Annotated in this window: 22 protein-coding genes; 10 read left to right on the top strand and 12 right to left on the bottom strand. The window is 44.3% G+C overall.

Annotated elements, in window-relative coordinates:
* Positions 1-40 precede the first annotated feature (40 nt).
* The gene (locus BEL04_RS19730; protein ID WP_066006709.1) at positions 41-1,009 is read left to right on the top strand and encodes an FKBP-type peptidyl-prolyl cis-trans isomerase; all 969 of its coding nucleotides are present in this window, start codon (positions 41-43) and stop codon (positions 1,007-1,009) included.
* Here BEL04_RS19730 and BEL04_RS19725 read toward each other — a convergent pair.
* From BEL04_RS19725 to BEL04_RS19695, 7 genes are all read right to left on the bottom strand, one after another.
* Positions 1,006-2,322, bottom strand: a complete 1,317-nt coding sequence (locus BEL04_RS19725; protein WP_066007304.1) for a deoxyribodipyrimidine photo-lyase — start codon at positions 2,320-2,322, stop codon at positions 1,006-1,008. The genes BEL04_RS19730 and BEL04_RS19725 overlap by 4 nt on opposite strands.
* Before the next feature lie 101 nt (positions 2,323-2,423).
* Positions 2,424-3,794 (bottom strand): hypothetical protein, encoded by a 1,371-nt coding sequence (locus BEL04_RS19720; RefSeq protein ID WP_066006707.1) that lies wholly within the window; start codon positions 3,792-3,794, stop codon positions 2,424-2,426.
* Positions 3,775-4,353, bottom strand: a complete 579-nt coding sequence (locus BEL04_RS19715; RefSeq protein WP_066006705.1) for a hypothetical protein — start codon at positions 4,351-4,353, stop codon at positions 3,775-3,777. Before BEL04_RS19715 ends, BEL04_RS19720 begins: the two co-directional genes overlap by 20 nt.
* Complete coding sequence (locus tag BEL04_RS19710; RefSeq protein ID WP_066006703.1) at positions 4,350-4,910, bottom strand: RNA polymerase sigma factor; 561 nt, start codon at positions 4,908-4,910, stop codon at positions 4,350-4,352. The genes BEL04_RS19715 and BEL04_RS19710 overlap by 4 nt, the downstream gene beginning before the upstream one ends.
* A 66-nt stretch (positions 4,911-4,976) precedes the next feature.
* Positions 4,977-5,510 carry an AAA family ATPase gene (locus BEL04_RS19705; protein WP_066006701.1) on the bottom strand — a complete coding sequence of 178 codons (534 nt, stop codon included), beginning with the start codon at positions 5,508-5,510 and terminating at the stop codon, positions 4,977-4,979.
* Complete coding sequence (gene pnuC / locus BEL04_RS19700; protein WP_066006699.1) at positions 5,503-6,138, bottom strand: nicotinamide riboside transporter PnuC; 636 nt, start codon at positions 6,136-6,138, stop codon at positions 5,503-5,505. Before pnuC ends, BEL04_RS19705 begins: the two co-directional genes overlap by 8 nt.
* Entirely contained in the window at positions 6,139-6,381 is a 243-nt protein-coding gene (locus BEL04_RS19695; protein ID WP_066006697.1) for a helix-turn-helix domain-containing protein, read from the bottom strand.
* A 474-nt stretch (positions 6,382-6,855) separates the two neighbouring features.
* Between BEL04_RS19695 and BEL04_RS19690 the strand changes: the two genes are divergently transcribed.
* From BEL04_RS19690 to BEL04_RS19680, 3 genes are read left to right on the top strand one after another with little or no spacing between them, the layout of a single operon-like run.
* A complete protein-coding gene (locus tag BEL04_RS19690) occupies positions 6,856-7,995 on the top strand; it encodes an acyl-CoA dehydrogenase (protein ID WP_066006694.1) in 1,140 nt (379 codons plus the stop codon).
* A 28-nt stretch (positions 7,996-8,023) separates the two neighbouring features.
* On the top strand, positions 8,024-8,299 hold the full coding sequence (locus tag BEL04_RS19685) for a hypothetical protein (protein WP_066006692.1): 276 nt from the start codon (positions 8,024-8,026) through the stop codon (positions 8,297-8,299).
* Between the two features lie 10 nt (positions 8,300-8,309).
* Positions 8,310-9,530, top strand: a complete 1,221-nt coding sequence (locus tag BEL04_RS19680) for a TlpA disulfide reductase family protein (protein WP_066006691.1) — start codon at positions 8,310-8,312, stop codon at positions 9,528-9,530.
* Here the strand turns inward: BEL04_RS19680 and BEL04_RS19675 are convergent, their stop codons facing one another.
* Entirely contained in the window at positions 9,531-9,872 is a 342-nt protein-coding gene (locus BEL04_RS19675) for a phage holin family protein (RefSeq protein ID WP_066006690.1), read from the bottom strand.
* A 45-nt stretch (positions 9,873-9,917) separates the two neighbouring features.
* Between BEL04_RS19675 and BEL04_RS19670 the strand changes: the two genes are divergently transcribed.
* On the top strand, positions 9,918-10,349 hold the full coding sequence (locus BEL04_RS19670) for a hypothetical protein (protein ID WP_066006689.1): 432 nt from the start codon (positions 9,918-9,920) through the stop codon (positions 10,347-10,349).
* On the opposite strand, the gene rsmA is transcribed toward BEL04_RS19670, so the two are convergent.
* Entirely contained in the window at positions 10,346-11,125 is a 780-nt protein-coding gene (gene rsmA / locus BEL04_RS19665; RefSeq protein ID WP_066006686.1) for a 16S rRNA (adenine(1518)-N(6)/adenine(1519)-N(6))-dimethyltransferase RsmA, read from the bottom strand. The two genes, BEL04_RS19670 and rsmA, sit on opposite strands and share 4 nt — an antisense overlap.
* Positions 11,126-11,317: 192 nt before the next feature.
* Between rsmA and pdxA the strand changes: the two genes are divergently transcribed.
* The 4 genes from pdxA (at position 11,318) to BEL04_RS19640 (ending at position 15,956) form a co-directional block, all read left to right on the top strand.
* On the top strand, positions 11,318-12,373 hold the full coding sequence (pdxA, locus tag BEL04_RS19655) for a 4-hydroxythreonine-4-phosphate dehydrogenase PdxA (protein ID WP_066007302.1): 1,056 nt from the start codon (positions 11,318-11,320) through the stop codon (positions 12,371-12,373).
* 240 nt (positions 12,374-12,613) lie between these two features.
* A complete protein-coding gene (locus BEL04_RS19650; protein WP_066006678.1) occupies positions 12,614-14,602 on the top strand; it encodes a KUP/HAK/KT family potassium transporter in 1,989 nt (662 codons plus the stop codon).
* 111 nt (positions 14,603-14,713) lie between these two features.
* Positions 14,714-15,445, top strand: a complete 732-nt coding sequence (locus tag BEL04_RS19645; RefSeq protein ID WP_066006676.1) for an acyl-CoA desaturase — start codon at positions 14,714-14,716, stop codon at positions 15,443-15,445.
* Positions 15,446-15,563: 118 nt separating this feature from the next.
* Positions 15,564-15,956 carry a hypothetical protein gene (locus BEL04_RS19640; RefSeq protein ID WP_066006674.1) on the top strand — a complete coding sequence of 131 codons (393 nt, stop codon included), beginning with the start codon at positions 15,564-15,566 and terminating at the stop codon, positions 15,954-15,956.
* A gap of 24 nt (positions 15,957-15,980) precedes the next feature.
* On the opposite strand, the gene BEL04_RS19635 is transcribed toward BEL04_RS19640, so the two are convergent.
* Genes BEL04_RS19635 through BEL04_RS19625 form a run of 3 tightly spaced genes read right to left on the bottom strand, consistent with a single transcriptional unit; the run spans position 15,981 to position 18,380 of the window.
* On the bottom strand, positions 15,981-16,658 hold the full coding sequence (locus BEL04_RS19635) for an HD domain-containing protein (protein ID WP_066006672.1): 678 nt from the start codon (positions 16,656-16,658) through the stop codon (positions 15,981-15,983).
* Between the two features lie 14 nt (positions 16,659-16,672).
* Positions 16,673-17,203, bottom strand: a complete 531-nt coding sequence (locus BEL04_RS19630; protein WP_139113120.1) for a hypothetical protein — start codon at positions 17,201-17,203, stop codon at positions 16,673-16,675.
* Between the two features lies 1 nt (position 17,204).
* Positions 17,205-18,380, bottom strand: coding sequence for a class I SAM-dependent RNA methyltransferase (locus tag BEL04_RS19625; RefSeq protein ID WP_066006668.1), 1,176 nt, complete (start codon positions 18,378-18,380; stop codon positions 17,205-17,207).
* 79 nt (positions 18,381-18,459) lie between these two features.
* Here BEL04_RS19625 and BEL04_RS19620 point away from each other — a divergent pair, with 79 nt between their 5' ends.
* Entirely contained in the window at positions 18,460-18,825 is a 366-nt protein-coding gene (locus BEL04_RS19620; protein WP_066006667.1) for a DUF3127 domain-containing protein, read from the top strand.
* Positions 18,826-18,885: the final 60 nt, after the last annotated feature.

The following is an 18,885-nucleotide window of genomic DNA, read 5'->3' as shown; positions in this document are numbered from 1 at the left end:
GGCAACAGGCCACGAGCCCGCTGCCTAAGAACAAATTTTAATGAAAAAACTATTTTACGTCATTATCGCAGTTGTCACTTTTGGATCAGTATCATGCAGAAAAAGCTCCGATAATATTACCATAAAACAATTCGACCAGAACTCGATACAAACCTATATGTCGCAAAACGGTTTAACCGGTTTTCAACGCGATACTACGGGCGGCGACACTACAGGTATTTATTACAAAATTATTACGCAGGGCACAGGCTCGGTTGTTGATTACCCCGACCTGGTGTCGTATGTATACTCGTATCATACTTTTGATAACGACTATTCGGCAACGGATACGATCGTCAATCATACCAATACTTATGTTGGGCACATCGCACCCCTGTATATACAGATAGCGGTTAAAAATATACTAAAGAAAAAAGGCGGTAAGGTTCGCTTACTGATACCATCACGCCTGGCATTTGGCGTTAATGGCTATTATTCGGGCTCAATAACCATTAATGGTAACCAATGCCTTGATTATACGGTTAGCCTGGTTAATAACGACGTTTATATTAACCCGACCACCGGCAAACCCGTTATTAACACAGCAACCGGTAACTACATTAATAACCAGGATATTTATGACGATATCAGCATACAAAAATACATGACGGCAAACAGCCTGTCGGGCTATACCAAAACCACATCCGGCCTTTACTATAAAATTGTAAAAGCCGGCACCGGTACCGACCCTATCAGCCTTGCATCAACTGTTGGAGTGCAATATACCGGTACATTGCTTAACGGCACCACTTTCGATACGCAAACAACTACCGATGGCACCGCAGCTACATCATTTACATTATACGATGTGGTTTCGGGTTTTGCAGAGGGCATAAGTAAAACTACTGCAGGCGGCCAAGTATCTATATTGATACCTTCTTCCTTGGGTTACGGCAACGCATCGTCTGGCAGTATACCTGCATTTAGTTGCTTAAGATTTGAGGTTACCGTAGTAAGCGTTACCAATTAATGCTTTTCGGCCAGCGCCTTTTTAAAAGCTTTTAAGCATCTGTCGCGTGCGTAAGCATGTTCTACAATAGGTTTTGGATATGTGCTGAAATCAGCATACTCCGGAACCCATTTTTTTACATATTCAAGGTTAGGGTCAAACTTTTTAAGTTGTATTTCGGGGTTAAAAACCCTGAAATAGGGTGCGGCGTCGGTGCCGCTGCCTGCAGCCCATTGCCAGCCGCCAACATTGCTGGCCATTTCGTAATCCAAAAGCTTCCGTGCAAAATAGCGTTCACCCCAGCGCCAGTCTATCAATAAGTGTTTACTTAAGAAACTGGCAACAACCATGCGTACCCGGTTGTGCATATAACCTGTGGCATTCAGCTCACGCATACCGGCATCAACCAACGGGTAACCGGTTTGGCCCTTACACCAGGCCTCAAATTCGTGCTCATTATTGCGCCAGGTAATATTATCGTACTCAGGTTTGAAAGCGTGACCAGCAGTTTTTGGGAAATGATACAGGATCATCATATAAAACTCCCGCCATATCAGTTCGTTGAGCCAGGTTTTATCGTCTGCCTGATAAGCATCGCTTGCCAGTTTACGGATGCTTACCGTACCAAAGCGCAGGTGCAGCCCAATATGCGAGGTGCCTTTGGGTTGTGCAGGAAAGTCGCGTGTTTCGGCATAATTCTTAATAACAGATCTGTATTCCTTATCGGGAAAAGCGGCACGGCTTTCTGTAAACCCTATTTGTTGCAAGGATGGCATTTTCAGGGATTCTGTATTGTACAAGTTGCGCAGGTATTTTTCGGTTGGATATGATTGCAGATAAAAGGGTTTTAGTTTTTCGTACCATCTTCGCTTATATGGCGTAAACACGGTGTAGGGTTTGCCATCATTTTTTACAACCTCATTTTTTTCGAATATCACCTGATCCTTATAACTATGAAGGGCAATGCCGCTGACTGCCAGTTTTTTTCTGATGGCCGCATCTCGCTCCCTGGCATAGGGTTCATAATCATGGTTGGTGTATACTTCGGTAATGTTATACTCTTTAAGCACTTCATCCCAGGCATGGGTAACTGTATTATACTTTACCAGGATATCCGAGTGGTATTTTTTCAATTGCAAGCTCAGCGCTGATAAGGTTTGATAGATAAATGTAGCGCGTGCATCATCTTTATCTTCGAGCTTATCGAGGATAGCCGTATCGAAAATAAATAAAGGTAAAACCGGGTGCCCGCTTCTCAGTGCGTGGTAAAGCCCGGCGTTGTCATCTAATCTTAAATCACGTCTGAACCAAAAAATGCTGATTTTTTGCGGCATAAAGTATACGTTGGTTTGGCAACGCATAATAAGCAAAAATGTTTAAAGCTCCCTTACCGTTTAGGCGGGAGCTTTAAATAGATAGATATATGTGGAGTTGATTATTGTAAATTAAACTTTACCGGCCCGTAGTTTGATTTAATGGTGATCAGTTTATCGGGGTTACCTTTTCCTAAGTGCCCTTTGTAGGTTTTAGTTGCGCTGTACCGGCGGGTATCATCGGGCGATTGGCTGGTTACCGTAACATCGTGGTTGCCATAATCAAAACTGTTGTTGTGCACCGTTACATCAAAATCGAAGTTCTGGCTGTTGTTGAAATTAACTTCGAGCGGCGCGATGTAAGTGGTAACGTTCAGGTTTTTTACATTCTTATCCAGGTCGCTTATCTGTACGCCCGGGCCATATTTCACATTCAATGTTGCGCCCGATTTGATCTTTCCGATCTTTACCGCACTGATATTGGCATCAACGGTCAGGTTCTCTGCCGTACCCAAATCAAGGCTGCCATATTGCACCTTTAGCTGGCCCCCGTTCAAACTTTCGATAGTAGTTGCGCCGTTGCGTGAAGTTATCTCATTAGCGGTATTGCCGAGCTTTTTAGCAGTAAAATTACCAAAGCTGCTGTTAACGGTCACTTTGCCATCAAAATCAGGCAGTTCGACACCGCCAAAACGGTTGGTTATTTGCAGCGGGTTTTTTGCAGGCATATATATGGTATAGTTAATAAACACCTTGCGCACAAAAGGTTTGCCGTTATTGGTGCCCCAGCCCCATGAGTTATTGCCATCGGTCGACTCAACTTTTGTTGTGAACGTTACGGCCGAACCATCCTTGCTGTCGTCTATTTTAACGGCATCCAGCAGTTTTTGAGCTTCATCGGTTTCCATGGCATCGGCGCGTATCTGGGCTTCAACCTTAAACTCGTTCTTGTTCCAGGTATTTACGGTTACTTTACCCCATTTATTATCGATCACCAGTTTGTCGTCGCGATCGATAGTATAGCTTTTGCTGAAGCTTTTATTAACTTCTTTCACCTCGCCGCTTTTAACGCGCTCTTCCAGTTTTTTATCGCTGGCATCGAAATTCAAATTGAGCGATTTGGCGAATGCCTGTGAAAAACTTTTGTTAAAAGCCAGCGGTTCCAGCGATTTCATGGGTGTTGCAGGTACCGTCAGGGTCATTGGAGTTCTTGCGGTGGTTGGTGTCCTTGGCGTAACCTTCATGGCCCTTGGCGTGGTGTATAAATTTGAGCCGTAGCCTACAACCACTCTCTCCTTTAGCCGCAGGCTATCGACCCGCTTCATACTGTCTATCTTTACCTGCATGTTCTGCAGCTTTAGCTCCATTTGCTTCAGGCGGGCTTCCATGTCTTTTTGCTGTTCGGCTGTCGTGGTCTGGGCTTTGCCAATACCATGTATGCCGGTTACTATAACTATAGTAATTAATAAGGGGTTAAATATTCTTGATTTCATTTTGTTGTTCTTTTTTCATTTGATTAAACTGTTCGATTACCTGTAATTGCTGATTGAGCACCTCGGTTTGTATTTGCAAATTCCGGATCATTGCACGTAAAACACTTTCCTGGTTAGGGCTGGTTGCTAAATCATTATTCAGTTTTTTATAGGTCGAGTCCATTTTGGCTATTTCGCCGCTAAACTCTTTGTACAGTTCAGGATCGGCCTTGGCCAAAGTTTTTAATTCGCTGCGTTTGTTGGCCACCAGGCTTGCATAATGTTGCTGTTGCTGGGCATATTCAGGGTTAATGGCCTTGGCTATTTCGGTTGTTGGAGTCGCTTTACCTGAGTTTTGGTTTTTTACATAAAACACAAACCCTATCGTCATTACCACAAATACTATGGCGGCCACACGCAGTACAAAACCCAATGTAAAAGTTTTGGCTTCGCGCTTTGGGATGGCTGCTTCCTTTACGTTTAGCCCCTGTTCTATCTTATTCCATAAATCAAAATCCGGCTCCAGTTCATCAAATTCTTGTTTATTGTTTTTGATGAAATTTTCTAATCGCTTGCTCATGATGTTATACCTCTCTGTTTCAAAATTTCAATTAACTTTCTTTTTGCTCTTAAAAATTGCGTGCGCGATGTGTTTTCGTTGATGTTCAGTATCTGCCCTATTTCTTCGTGGTCGTAACCCTCCAGTAAGTAAAGCGATAGTACAACCCGGTAACCTTCGGGCAATAGCTTCATGGCTTCTTTTACCTGTGCCACTTTGTATTGCAGGTCGTCGTCATCATAAAAACCATCATCGGCCAGGTTTTCAATTTGTTCGTCATCGATGCTAACCAGATCCATTTTGCGTTTACGCAGCAGGTTAATAGCCCGGTGAACCACAATTTGTTTTAACCATAAGCCAAAGGTTGTTTCCTGCCTGAAATCGTTTATACGGGCGAATGCATCCAGGAATGCTTCCTGCAGTACATCCTGCGCCTCATCCAAATCATCCACTATCCTGAAGGCAGTATTTAACATCGCCTTCGAGTATAGCTTGTATAATTCGTAATGAGCCTTTTTGCTCCCTTGTTTGCATTCGACCACCAGGTCATAATGCTTGTCGACATAAACGGCTTCCAAGTGTTGTTTTTAGCTTTCGATATAAATGACACCACGTTTTTTAAAACGTTGCACGAAAACTTAAATTTAATGAAGAGATTTTAGAAAATTGTCAATAGCGCGTACCGCATTGTCATATCTATCCTGGCCCAAGCCTGATATCAATACATAACTGGCGTTGAGGGCCTTAAGCTCATCATGCCAAACCTGCATAAAATGTTCGCGCTTATCGGGGAAATCGCGCAGCGGGTCGTCCTGCCAGGGCAGGTCGATATTGAGCAGTAAATAAAAATCGTAATGGTGACGGCTCAATTCGTCGACCACCTGCTGCGGCGCCTGCCCGAACATATGGTCGCTCCAGATCTTTACTGTAATAAAAGTAGTATCGCAAATCAGTATCCTGTTGGCTTTACCGATCAAACTATTTTCGAGCGCAAGCTGCCCGTCGAACATATTGATCTCATCCTGCCAGGTAGGCGGCCCGGTGAGCTTTTCGCAATACTCGCGGGCGTACTCGGGTACCCAAACCGTATGGTAATGGTCAGCAAGGTAAGCCGACATGGTCGACTTGCCGGTCGATTCGCCGCCGACGATCGCTATTTTAACTATGCCATTATCCATTTGCCGCTTGTATTTGTCTGCGATACTCCTTGCGCCAGTCGAGATAACCAAATAAGGCTATCACAACATACACGCCAAACATAAAAGCCGTCGGCTTCAAGTCTTTAACAATATAAATGCCTACGTATATTACGTCAACAAAAATCCAGATCAGCCAGTTTTCCAATACCTTGCGGGCCAGGAATAACTGGCCCACCAGGCTACAGGCCGTACAAAAACTATCGAGATAAGGGAACGCGGCCGGTTTGTAATTTAATATCGGCGCCAGGCTAACCAGGGTAAAACCCAAAGCAGGAGTTACAACAGTTACCGCGATTACCGACCATAGTATTTGCTTTTTAGTGATGAGCAGTACCGGTCGCTTTTCTTCACCCTTTGGTTTTTTGATCCAGTAATACCAGCCGTAAATATTGATGCCCAGCAGATAGATATTCTGGCCCATATCGGCATACAGGGCAGCCTGCTCAAAAATGTAAACATAAATAGCCGTACATATAATAGCGAACGGCCAGTTCCAGATGTTATTGATGGCGGCCAGCCATACACAAATTAAACCGGTAAATACCCCGATCAGTTCGAGTGTGCTTTGCACATGCCACCAAGCTTCAACCGCCCTTACAAAGTCCATTTAATAGATTCCCTGAAAAAAGCCCGACAGCGATACATCAAAATAGTAGCATATTTTGCGTAAAGTATCTAAACGGATATCAACCCGGCCCGATTCGAGCCTGGCGATATTGATATTGGTTTCGCTGTAAAATTTTTCCTGGCTAACCTGATTCTGCCTGCGGAGGCGTTTGATCTGCAACGCCACCTTTTTTTTGAAAGCTATTTCGGAGGTATTAAGATATTCAAAATCAGTTAACAACATTGTGCTCGGTGTGTATGGTGTTGAAAAACTAAAGTTAAAGAATTAAATTTTTATAAATGTAACAATGCGTTGATAAAGGGCCTTCTTTAAACAAATTATTAAAAAAATTACCTCATTATTTAATCGTGGAATAAGTAAACGCACTAAAATATTAGATAAAGATCAAAATTCCTGACGTATACGTATTTGTTTGACGAGCCTTCAGCCTATACCTTTGTTATTATTAAACCACAGAGCAATTGTGTGGCGATTGAAAAAAAAGACATTTACATCTACCAATGAAAAATTGTTCTTGAATTCTCAGACACCCAAGCTGAGTGATTTGTGTTCTTTGTTTTGGGTTTAATCAATAGTTTAAATTAATTAGGGGAAAGGGAGCTTCAAAAGAGCTCTCTTTTTTTGCTAAAAATTTATTTACTATGCATGCATATTATTATATTTGGTGCAGTTAACTAACCATTCATTATCAATTTTATGTATTTCGACCTGTCAGAAGAGCACTTGATGATAAGGCAAGCCGCAAGAGATTTTGCCCAAACCGAACTGAAACCCGGAGTTATTGAACGCGATGAGCACCAGAAATTCCCTGCCGAGCAGGTAAAAAAACTGGGCGAAATGGGCTTTTTAGGGATGATGGTCGACCCTAAATACGGCGGCAGCGGCATGGACGCCATATCCTACGTGCTGGTGATGGAAGAATTATCAAAGATCGATGCATCGGCTTCGGTTGTAGTTTCGGTTAATAATTCGCTGGTGTGCTATGGTTTGGAGCACTATGCTACCGAAGAACAAAAACAAAAATACCTGGTGCCTTTGGCCAAAGGCGAAAAGATAGGGGCATTTTGCCTTTCTGAACCTGAAGCCGGATCTGACGCTACATCGCAGCACACAACCGCGGTTGATATGGGCGATCACTACTTGTTAAACGGCACCAAAAACTGGATCACGAATGGCGGCTCCGCGTCAACCTACCTGGTTATCGCACAAACACACCCTGAGAAAAAAAGCAAGGGCATTAACGCTTTTATTGTAGAAAAAGGCACGCCGGGTTTTACCGTTGGCCCTAAAGAAAACAAATTGGGTATCCGCGGGTCGGATACGCATTCGCTGATGTTTACCGATGTTAAGGTACCTAAAGAAAACCGCATAGGTGAGGATGGTTTCGGCTTTACCTTTGCCATGAAAACGCTCGAGGGCGGCCGCATCGGTATCGCTTCGCAGGCTTTGGGTATAGCGTCGGGCGCATACGAACTGGCCCTCGCTTACAGCAAAGAGCGTAAAACTTTCGGCAAGCCTATTGCCGAGCATCAGTCCATCCAGTTTAAACTGGCCGATATGGCCACCGAAATTGAAGCGGCACGTTTGCTTTGCTTAAAGGCCGCGTGGTTGAAAGATCATGGGCAACCCTACGCCCAGGCCAGCTCGATGGCCAAGCTTTTTGCATCCGAAGTAGCCATGAAAACCACCGTTGAAGCCGTACAGATACACGGCGGCTACGGCTTTGTGAAAGAGTACCATGTAGAACGTTTAATGCGCGATGCCAAGATCACCCAGATATATGAAGGGACATCCGAAATACAGAAGATTGTCATCTCGCGACAGGTACTGAAATAAATAAATATTGATTCGTTATATTTGTGATATGACGGATAAAGATCTACCGGTTGGAATATCTGAACTCCTGCGGAAGCAGGATCAACAGGCTGAAATATTGGATCTTCATACTAAACTCATTAGCCAGACTAATGAGCGTTTGCAGGTGTTAACCGATGTTTCAATAAAGGAATTTGAGTGGCAGCACAAGCAAGCTGAAATTCAGGAAGCCTTTAATGAGAAGTTTTTATCAGCTTTAGAACGTCAGCAGATTTTCAATGAACGCTTTTTAGACAAGCTTGACGAGATATCCAACAAACTTTAATCTGATTTTTGTGAAAAAATCAATCCTGATATTACTTTCGGCGCTGTTGGCATCTTCATTTGCTTTCGCACAAAACAGGCTTCAAAACGGCATCTGGCATGCTACGCTGCAAAACTCCATCAGCCGCGAAATACCTTTTAACTTTGAGGTTAAAGATACACTCGGCAAAAAAGAGATCGTTATTATTAACGGCAATGAGCGTTTTAAAGTGCCCGACGTAAAGCAGGTGCGCGATTCGGTATTTATCCACATGCCGTTATTCGATTCGGAATTTAAAGCCAGACTGGTTGATGGAAAATTGCAAGGGAACTGGATAAAACACCTGCCACAAAAGGATGTGGCCATGGCTTTCGCCGCTGAACCGGGAAATTATCGTTTTTTTAAAGATCCCAAAGCAGCTTGTAATGTTCAAGGCCGCTGGAGCGCGATATTTGCCAGTGGTGATACTACCGTTGCCGAATTTAAACAGGCCGACGCCAAAGTTACCGGTACCTTTTTAACCACCACCGGCGATTACCGGTACCTGGAGGGTACCACCACTAACGATAGCCTGTACCTTTCGTGCTTTGATGGCGGCCATGCTTTTTTGTTTACCGCTGCCATCAATCATAATAATAATTGCATCTTAACCGGCGGCAAGTTCTATTCGGGCTATTCGGGCAGCGATGAATGGTCGGCCATAAAAGACCCTAACGCCAAGTTACCGGATGCGTATTCGCTCACAGCTTTAAAACCCGGCTATACAAAAATGGCCTTTACCTTTACGGATCTGAACGGTAAAAAGGTATCGTTAAGCGATGCCCGCTTCAAAAACAAGGTGGTCATTCTGCAGATCATGGGTTCGTGGTGCCCAAATTGTATGGATGAAACCGCCTACCTGGTAAATTTCTACAAAAAATATCACCCGAAAGGTGTAGAGATAGTTGGCCTTGCTTATGAGCGGAGCACAGATTTTGCCCGGTCGAAAAAAAGTATCGAACAGTTAAAAAAACGTTTCAATATAACTTACCCCGTATTGATTACCGGTTATACCAACGATAAAAAGGAGCTTACCAAAAGCCTGCCGATGCTCGCTAATTTTTTAGGTTTCCCTACAACGATCATTATTGATAAAAAAGGCGATGTGCGTAAAATACATACCGGCTTTAGCGGGCCGGGTACGGGTAACTACTATGCCGAATTTATCAGCGAGTTTGAAAAGCTGAACGACGATCTCCTGGCTGAAAAATAACTACCGGCTTTTTTCGGCGCCGTGAAATATCATTTTGATAACGGCCAGCACAATGGCGAAAAGCGCTGCACTGAAAAAGCCATGCACGTAAAAACCATCCAACAGGTGGCTTACCAGCAATATCATACAAACCCCGATGATGAATGATACCAAACCCAGTGTTAAAATATTAAGCGGGAAGGTCAATATACGCAATATGAGGCCGACGGTGGCATTGACTACAGCCAGCAATACGCCCGCGATGACCGCGGTAAAGTAGCCGTTAACATGTACGCCCGGTATAAAATACGAGGCTATCAAAATGGCGAGGCCGGTCAGCAAAATTTCGACTATGAATTTCATCGGAGTATATTTGAGGATACAATTTTAATAAAAAGCATTTCAAATATGAGGCGCGGATACCTTGTTTTTTTGGTGATGGCCTGTTTAAGTTGCCGCTCAGCTTCGGTAACCGAAGCCGATCATAGCCGCATTGGCCTAAGCAGGGATTCGCAAACGGTAATTTTGGGCGGGCTGGATTATGCTGTTTTGCAGGAGTTAAAAAAAGACTCGCTTACGGCAGAAGGCTTTCGACAACTATTGGCGGTTTACCGGATGCCTGCCGACACCGATATGAAAGATTATCAAAATGAGCAGCCGGGTATTTATCAGATTACCGATAGCCTGATCATCTTTAAACCCGATACACCCTTTAAAAAACATCAAACTTACTTTGCCCGTTTCTATGGGCATTCAACCGAGAATACGCCAGCCAGACTGGCGCAAGGCAAAGGCAACTTAAAAGCGCCGAAGTATACTGAGGAGGTTTTTAAGTTTTAACGTTGATCACTAATCATATTAGTGAGTCTTACAAAATCCGCCACGCTCAAACGCTCGGCACGCAGGTCGAGCAGGGCATCTTCTGGTATCCTATCTTTAGGGATAATTGCCGAAACAGCATTGCGTAAAGTTTTGCGGCGCTGGTTAAAACCAGCTTTTACTACTTGCCAAAATAGCTTTTCGTCGCAATCCAACAGCCCTGTTTCGTTTCGCGTTAAGCGGATAACTGCCGAAAGTACCTTTGGTGGCGGATTAAATACACCAGCTTTTACAGTAAATAGGTACTCAACTTTATAGTAGGCCTGCAAGAAAACGCTCAGTATGCCGTATTCTTTGCTGCCAGGCTTAGCTGAACAGCGCTCGGCAACTTCCTTTTGGAACATGCCTACCACCTCAATCACCTGCTGGCGGTTATCCAGCACCTTAAAAAGTATTTGCGATGAGATGTTGTAAGGGAAATTACCGATAATGGCGAATTTGTTCTGGAAAACGGTTTTAAAATCCATCTCCAAAAAATCGGCGTTGATGAGCCGGCTGCCCAGCTGCGGGTATTTTTTTTGCAGGAACTGGTACGATTCGGTGTCGATATCGATAAGATAGGCCTCATATTCAGTTTTTTGCAGCAGGAAATCGGACAAAATGCCCATCCCCGGGCCAACCTCAAGCACCTGGGTGTATTGATCATGTAGTTTCAGGCTGTCGACAATTTTGCCCGCAATGTTTTTATCGGTTAAAAAATGCTGACCCAAATGTTTTTTCGCCTTAACTATACTCATCGATAAAATTTAATATTAACGCAAATAACGTCATATTTGTGCTTTGTTCGGATAATGAGGTTTAAAATCTTTTTATTTGTATTTTGAGCAGAAAGCTGAAAGCCAAAAGCGGAAAGCGAACACCAATTATAAATTAATAAGCTTTGAATGTAATCGGTGAAATCAAAACCCACCGGTGAAATCATAAATAAAATGAGTGATAAAATAAAAATAGGTATCAGCATAGGCGATGTAAACGGCATTGGCCTCGAAGTAATTATTAAAACTTTAGCCGATAGCCGCATAATGGATTATTGTACCCCTATTGTTTACGGGCACACCAAAGTGGCATCGTTTCATCGCAAGGCGTTAAATATTACCGATTTTCAGTTTAACGTGATCACCGAGCCCGCACAGGCCAATGCCAAACGTGCCAACATGATCAACTGCTGGGAAGAGGATGTGAAGATAGAAATGGGCCAGGCTACCGAAACCGGCGGTAAATACGCTTTTAAATCGCTCGAACGTGCCGTTGATGATGTTGTTGCCGGTAAAATTGATGCCCTGGTTACCGCGCCTATTAATAAACACAACATCCAGAACGAGAATTTCCATTTTGCCGGCCATACCGAATATTTGCAGGAAAAAGCCGGCGGTCAGGACTCGCTGATGTTTTTGATCAGCGACGACCTGCGTGTGGGGGTGGTTACAGGCCATATCCCGGTGAACGATATCCCGCAAAAGGTAACCAAAGAAAGTATCCTCTCGAAGCTGAAACTGATGAATGAAAGTTTAAAGAAGGATTTCTGGATACGTAAACCAAAGATTGCCGTACTGGGCCTTAACCCGCATGCCGGCGATAACGGCCTGATTGGCGGCGAGGAGATAGAAACCATTATCCCTGCCATTGAAGAAGCGAAATCGGCTGGTATACTGGCGATGGGGCCTTATGCAGCCGATGGTTTTTTTGCCAACGGATCGTACAAAAAATTCGATGCTGTGCTGGCCATGTATCACGATCAGGGTCTGATACCGTTTAAACAGATCTCGTTCGAATCAGGCGTTAATTTTACTGCTGGGTTAAACATAGTGCGCACTTCGCCCGATCATGGTACGGCTTACGATATCGCCGGAAAAGACCAGGCATCCGAAACCTCGTTTCGCGAAGCTTTGTTTGCGGCTATCCATATTGTACGTAACCGTAAAGAGTCGGCCGAACTGGCCGAAAACCCGCTCGTTTTTGCAAAATTGAGCCGCGATAGAGACTAACGCCCTCATATTTACCCTATCAAAATGATAAATTAATTATCGTTTTGATAGGATTTGTTTTTGACCGGGATCAGGCCTTTCTTTTTTAATTAACTTAAAATCAGAATTTTAATAGTGATTTAGATTTAAGGTTTACCGGTGGCATTGTATTGGCACAGGGTGCGTTGATAGCGATTATCATTTCGATAAAGCCGATCTGATCTATCGCAATGAATAAATGCCCCTGATAACACCACCTTAATGAACCCCCATCTAAAAAAAGTCACCTTCGCTGGTCTTTTAATCACACTCGGAATAATTTTTGGCGACATCGGTACCTCACCGCTGTATGTTTTTCAAACCCTTTTGCACGAAGGCGGCAAAGTTGATGCCCCGCTTGTTTTAGGCTCGATATCCTGTATCTTCTGGACGCTTACCCTGCAAACCACATTCAAATACATCGTGATCACCCTGCAGGCCGATAACCGCGGCGAGGGCGGTATATTTTCACTTTACGCACTCGTGAGGCGCTATGGCAAATGGCTGGCTATACCTGCTATCGTTGGCGCGGGTACCCTGCTTGCCGATGGGATCATCACGCCACCAATCTCGGTAACCTCGGCCATCGAAGGTTTGAACCTGGTGCCGGCTTTTGCAAAGGATATTGTTCCGGGTAATGCCGTTGTTTTAATTATCGTGATCAGCATTATGTTGCTGCTGTTCTTTTTCCAGCAGTTTGGCACCAAGGTAGTAGGCTCGGCATTCGGGCCGGTGATGGCCATATGGTTTTTAATGATAGCTTATCTGGGTTCGGTGCAGTTAGCCGGCGATTTAAGCATTTTAAGAGCTTTAAATCCGTACTACGGCGCCAGGTTGCTCGTTGATCACCCAAGCGGCTTCTGGCTTCTGGGCGCAGTGTTTTTATGTACCACCGGTGCTGAAGCGCTATACTCTGATCTGGGGCACTGTGGCCGTAAAAATATCCAGGTAAGCTGGATATTTGTTAAAACCGCTCTGATGTTAAATTATCTGGGTCAGGGAGCATGGGTATTAACGCGCCCTCAAGGGTATAATTTTGAAGGTGTGAACCCATTTTTTGAGATCGTACCGCACTTTTTTTTAATACCAAGCGTGGTTATAGCCACTTTGGCTACCATAATAGCCAGCCAGGCGTTAATAAGCGGTTCGTTTACATTGATCAGCGAAGCGGTGAGCATGAACTTCTGGCCGCGCATCACCATCAAATACCCATCCAATATCCGCGGGCAGATCTATATCCCCAGCATTAACTGGATATTGTGTATTGGCTGTATTTTAGTATCGCTGTACTTCCGTACATCCGAACACATGACGGCCGCTTATGGCTTTTCCATTACCATCGCCATGCTCATGACCACCATTTTAATGTACTACTTTATGCGGTATGTTAAACATTGGCCGGTTTGGTTGGTAACCATTATCCTTTGCGTGTTTTTGTGCGTCGAGTCGGCCTTTTTTGTAGCGAACGCAGTTAAGATCGTTAAACGGTTATTCTTCCTGGTGTTTGAGTTTGGCCTGATATTTACCATGTACATCTGGTATAAGGCCCGTAAGATCAATAACCGCTTTCTGCATTTTATCGATCTGAAAGACCAGATACCGATGCTGAATGCCCTGAGCGCCGATGAATCCGTACCGAAATACTCTACGCACCTCATTTATTTAACCAAAGCCAATAACAGCAAACAGATAGAGCAAAAGATCATTTACTCCATCATGAGCCGGATGCCTAAGCGGGCCGATACGTATTGGTTCGTCCACATTGAGCAGACTGACGAACCGTATACCATGGAGTACAGTGTCGATGAACTTGAAAAGGGTAAAGTGATCAGGGTAGAGTTCAGGCTGGGTTTCAGGATACAGCCGCGGGTAAATGTGCTGTTCCGCCATGTGGTTGAAGATATGGTGAAACGTAAGGAGATTGACATCACCAGCAAATACAAATCGTTGAGCCAATACCACCTGGCGGCCGATTTCAGGTTCGTGATCATGGAAAAATTCCTGTCGTACAATAACCTTTTCAATGCCAGCGAAAGCTTTATTCTGAACAGTTATTTCGCCATCAAAAAACTGGCGCAAAGCGAGGCCAAAGCCTTTGGTTTGGATACCAGCGAAACGCGTATCGAAAAAATACCGCTCGTGGTTAAGCCCGTGAGTAACATTAATTTAAAACGGATAGAGCCCGATACGCCTGTAATGCGCGTGCATTAAGAACTTCGGCTGCGAAATTATCAATATCGCAAAATTAGATTCGTGTATTAAGCCAAAATTAATAATTTTGCAGCCGAAAACTTTAGACGTTCTATTTCCGTTAATTATAACATGTACATCCTTATATTCTTCCTGGCGCATTGGTTTTTGTCGCTGTTCTTCCAAACCTTTTTCCTGCACAGGTACGCCTCCCATAAAATGTTCACCACCAGTAAGGTATTTGAGCGTATTTTGTACCTGCTGGATTATATATGCCTGGGCAGCTCGTTTTTAAACCCGCGCGCCTACGCCATTATGCACCGCGAACACCACGCTTACAGCGATACCGAAAAAGACCCGCACTCGCCGCACTTTTTTAAGGATGTTTTCAGGATGATGTGGGCGACTGTACTGACCTATAGCGATCACCTGCGCCGCACCCGCGAGCCCGAGGCCCGTTTTGCCGGTAATTACCCAGAATGGCCGCTGATCGACCGTATCGGCTCGACTATCGCCTCTCGTATTTTTTTTGGTGCCTTATACGTTTGGTTCTACGTTGCTTTTGCTACCGAGTGGTGGATGTTTTTGCTGCTGCCGATCCACTTTTTAATGGGGCCGATACACGGCGCTATTGTTAACTGGTGCGGGCACAAATACGGCTATGCCAATTTTGATAACAACGATAAATCAAAAAACACCACTCCGTTCGACTTTTTAATGCTGGGCGAACTGTTCCAGAACAATCATCACAAACACCCCAACAGCGCCAATTTTGCCAAAAAATGGTTCGAGTTCGACCCGGTTTACCCGGTGATGAAAGTGATGCACTGGATGCGGCTGATACGGTTAAGAAAAGCGGTATAAAACGTATTTTGATATAAAGAAAGCCCTTAGCATTTGATGTTAAGGGCTTTTTGTTTGCGGGTTCTGAAAGGTGTAGTATCTGCTTCGCAAAAAATGTTGTACATTGGTCTACTATTTCATGCAAATACTTTTAAAAATCTACTATTTCACGCTCTTTGTCTCCTTAGATATTTTACTTTATCTGCGTTTAGGCCGAGGCGTTTTAAGAACGGAGTTCTGGCTTAAGATCGCCGTGGGCGCGCTGGTAGTTGCTTTTATAATTCACTTGCCGTTTTTACATGTCCCGTACCTTGCAAAATTTAAAGATTTTGCCACGATGTGTGGCATGGTAATTCAATTATTGGTCGTTTATAGTATAGGTATATTTGCTACACGTCGGATGCAACGACGGACAACACTCCCCGAGGTGGTAAAAAAATATGCACTCGGCTGGTTAAATGTAGTTTTTAACCACATCATTTTCTTTTTCTTTATGTTCGGGCATCTTATATGGGCACTTGCATTGCCATAGATCATAAGTTATTTTACATCTTATCTACTGCCTCTCCGGATTCTGTTCCCGTTCTATCCCGTTCCACTCGACATAAAACTGCTCCAGGTACTGCTCCATAAAGGCATGGCGCTGCTGCGCAATGGCTTTTCCGGTTTGGGTGTTCATTTTATCCTTGAGCAATAGCAGCTTTTCGTAAAAGTGGTTGATGGTTGGCGCCGAGGAGTTTTTATATTCCTCTTTGCTCATGTTGAGGTTAGGCGCAATATCCGGGTTATACATTTCGCGGTTTTTATAACCACCATAAGTAAACGCGCGGGCTATGCCGATGGCGCCTATAGCGTCTAAACGGTCGGCATCCTGCACGATGGCTAACTCGTTCGAATGAAAGGTAACCTCGCCAAAACTTGCTTTGAACGACATATACCTGATGATGTTTTGTACATGCTCGATAACGGCTTGCTGAACCCCCAAGCCGCTCAAAAAATTGCCTGCCGTGAGCGGGCCAACCTCTTCGTCGCCACCGTGAAATTTGGGGTCGGCAATATCGTGTAGCAGGGCCGCCAGCTCAACTACGAACAGGTCGGCCTGCTCGTGGCTGGCTATCAATTTAGCGTTGTTCCAAACCCGGTTGATGTGCCACCAGTCGTGCCCGGCTTCGGCACCGGCCAAAGTTTCGCGCACAAAAATAACCGTGCTTTCTATCACTTGTTTGGTATCCATATGTTGAGAAGATATTACTGCTCGTAATTTACCACAACCGTTGGCAACAAGGTGGCCTGGTTTAAAGGTACCTGGTTAGTAGCTACAATCGGCTTACGGGTGGTGTAAAACGTGTACATAGCCTTTTGCGTGAGCAAGCGATTGGCATTTGATGGGATGAAGTTGATGGTGAATGGGATCACAAAATCGTAAAACTTCATTTTATCGGGGATAACCCATTTGCCGTTTGTTTTCTTCAACGCTTCGATTGCCGGTTGCGCGATGAGGTAATCATCGGCATAATAAACTACGATCTTGCTGATATTACCTTTAGCATCGGCTGTAAATTTAAATATAGCCGTGCCTGATGCTTTAGCTTTGATGATATCCCCGGTAACCTGTAAGCTATCCTTAAAAAACTGGTTGTAGGCCTCGTTGCCACCTTGAAAAGGCTGTGGCAATTCTTTTTGCTGGGCTTGCTCTTTAGGTTGTTGTGTTTCTTTTTTTTGTGCGATGGCCATACCCGATATCATGATCGCGGCAAGCAAAATAAATATTTTCCTCATTTTACTCTTCTGGTTTAGGTTCGCGTTTACTGCCTTCGTACAATTCGTACTCTAAAAGGCGGCAATCCAGCTTACCGTTATAAAACTCTATCCGGCGCGAAGCCCGCAGGCCGATCCTCTTGGCCAGGTCGGGGTTGCCGGTAAAAATATAACCTTTGTAACCCTTGCAACTGGTCTTCATAAAATCGCCCATGCGTTTGTATGTTGCCTCGAGCTTGGTATGGGTGCCCAAGCGCTCGCCATACTCGGGGTTAAACATAATTATACCGGCCTGCTCCGGTATTTCGGTATCGGCAAAATCGCACACCGCAAAATCAATCAGGTGGTCGACACCGGCTGTCTTGGCGTTCTTCTGTGCAATGTCGACCGCGTCGGCCGAAATATCAGTAGCAACGATCTTAAAATCCAATTGTTTGATGGCTTTATCTTTTAACTGGCGGCGCTCCACAAAAAATACCTGCTCATCATAACCTAAAATATGCATAAAGGCATAATTCATACGGAAAATGCCCGGTGTTTTATCGGTTGCCAGCAAAGCAGCCTCGATGGCTAAAGTGCCCGAACCGCACATCGGGTTTACAAAAGGCGATTTTTTATCCCAGCCGGTAGCCATAATGGTTGAGGCGGCTAAGGCTTCTAACATAGGCGCCTTACCGGGTATTTTACGATAACCGTGTTTGGCCAGGGTTTCGCCCGATGTATCTAAGAATATTTCGGCGTTATCATCCTGCCAGTACAGGTGGATAACGGTTTTGTTGAGCTCCGGGCCCGAGTTTGGGCGGATACCTTTTACTTCTTTAATCCTGTCGACAATGGCATCCTTAACCTTCACATTCGCAAAAAGCGGCGTTAAAATATGCTCGTTATTAACATTGGATGTTACGGAAAAATAGCCTGCAAAATCGATCAGTTTTTCCCATTCTATTTTCACGAGGTTATCGTAAAGTTCTTTCGGATCGGCGGCCTTGAAGCTTTGCAGCGAGTACAAAATCTGGCTTGCGCAGCGCAGGTTAAGATTAAGGCGGATACAATCGGTAACGGTACCGCTTAGTTCGATACCCGTGGAGAACTCTCTCTTTATGCTAAAGCCCAGTGCTTCAACTTCATCGCGTAAATAAGATGATAACCTTTTATTGCAGGTTAGGATGATTTTACTTTCGTTGTGGAAAACTTGCATGATATTGTGCGAATTTACGGATTAAAACCTGCCGATTTTATTTACAATCGCTTAACTTTACATTTTAATTTTAAGAGTAATGGAAATAAAAGGCAAAGTACACGAAGTTTCGGCCACCATGCAGGTTACCGAGTCGCTTAAAAAAAGAGAATTGATACTTGAATATATAGAAAACCCGCAATACCCTGAGTATTTAAAGTTTGAAGCTATACAAGACAGGTGCGCCCTGTTGGATAATGTAAAAGTTGGCGAAGATGTGGAAGTGTTTTTTAACCTCAAAGGCCGCCCATGGACTGATAAAACAGGCAAAAAAACCTATTTTAACTCGCTGCAATTGTGGAAAGTTAATATACTGAGTGGCGGAGCTGCTGCTGCCTCGCCCGAGTATGCTGCCCCGGTTAACCTGAGCGCTGCACCGGGTGAAGACGATGATTTGCCGTTTTAATCAGGCCATCCTAAATCTTCCCCCGGTAGGGAGGACTTTAAAAAGAATTTGCGATTTTTT

It is taken from the genome of Mucilaginibacter sp. PPCGB 2223, assembly GCF_001705515.1.
Lineage (GTDB): Bacteria > Bacteroidota > Bacteroidia > Sphingobacteriales > Sphingobacteriaceae > Mucilaginibacter.
The sequence above is the reverse complement of the archived record's forward strand: the minus strand, read 5'-3'. Positions and strand labels throughout refer to the sequence as shown.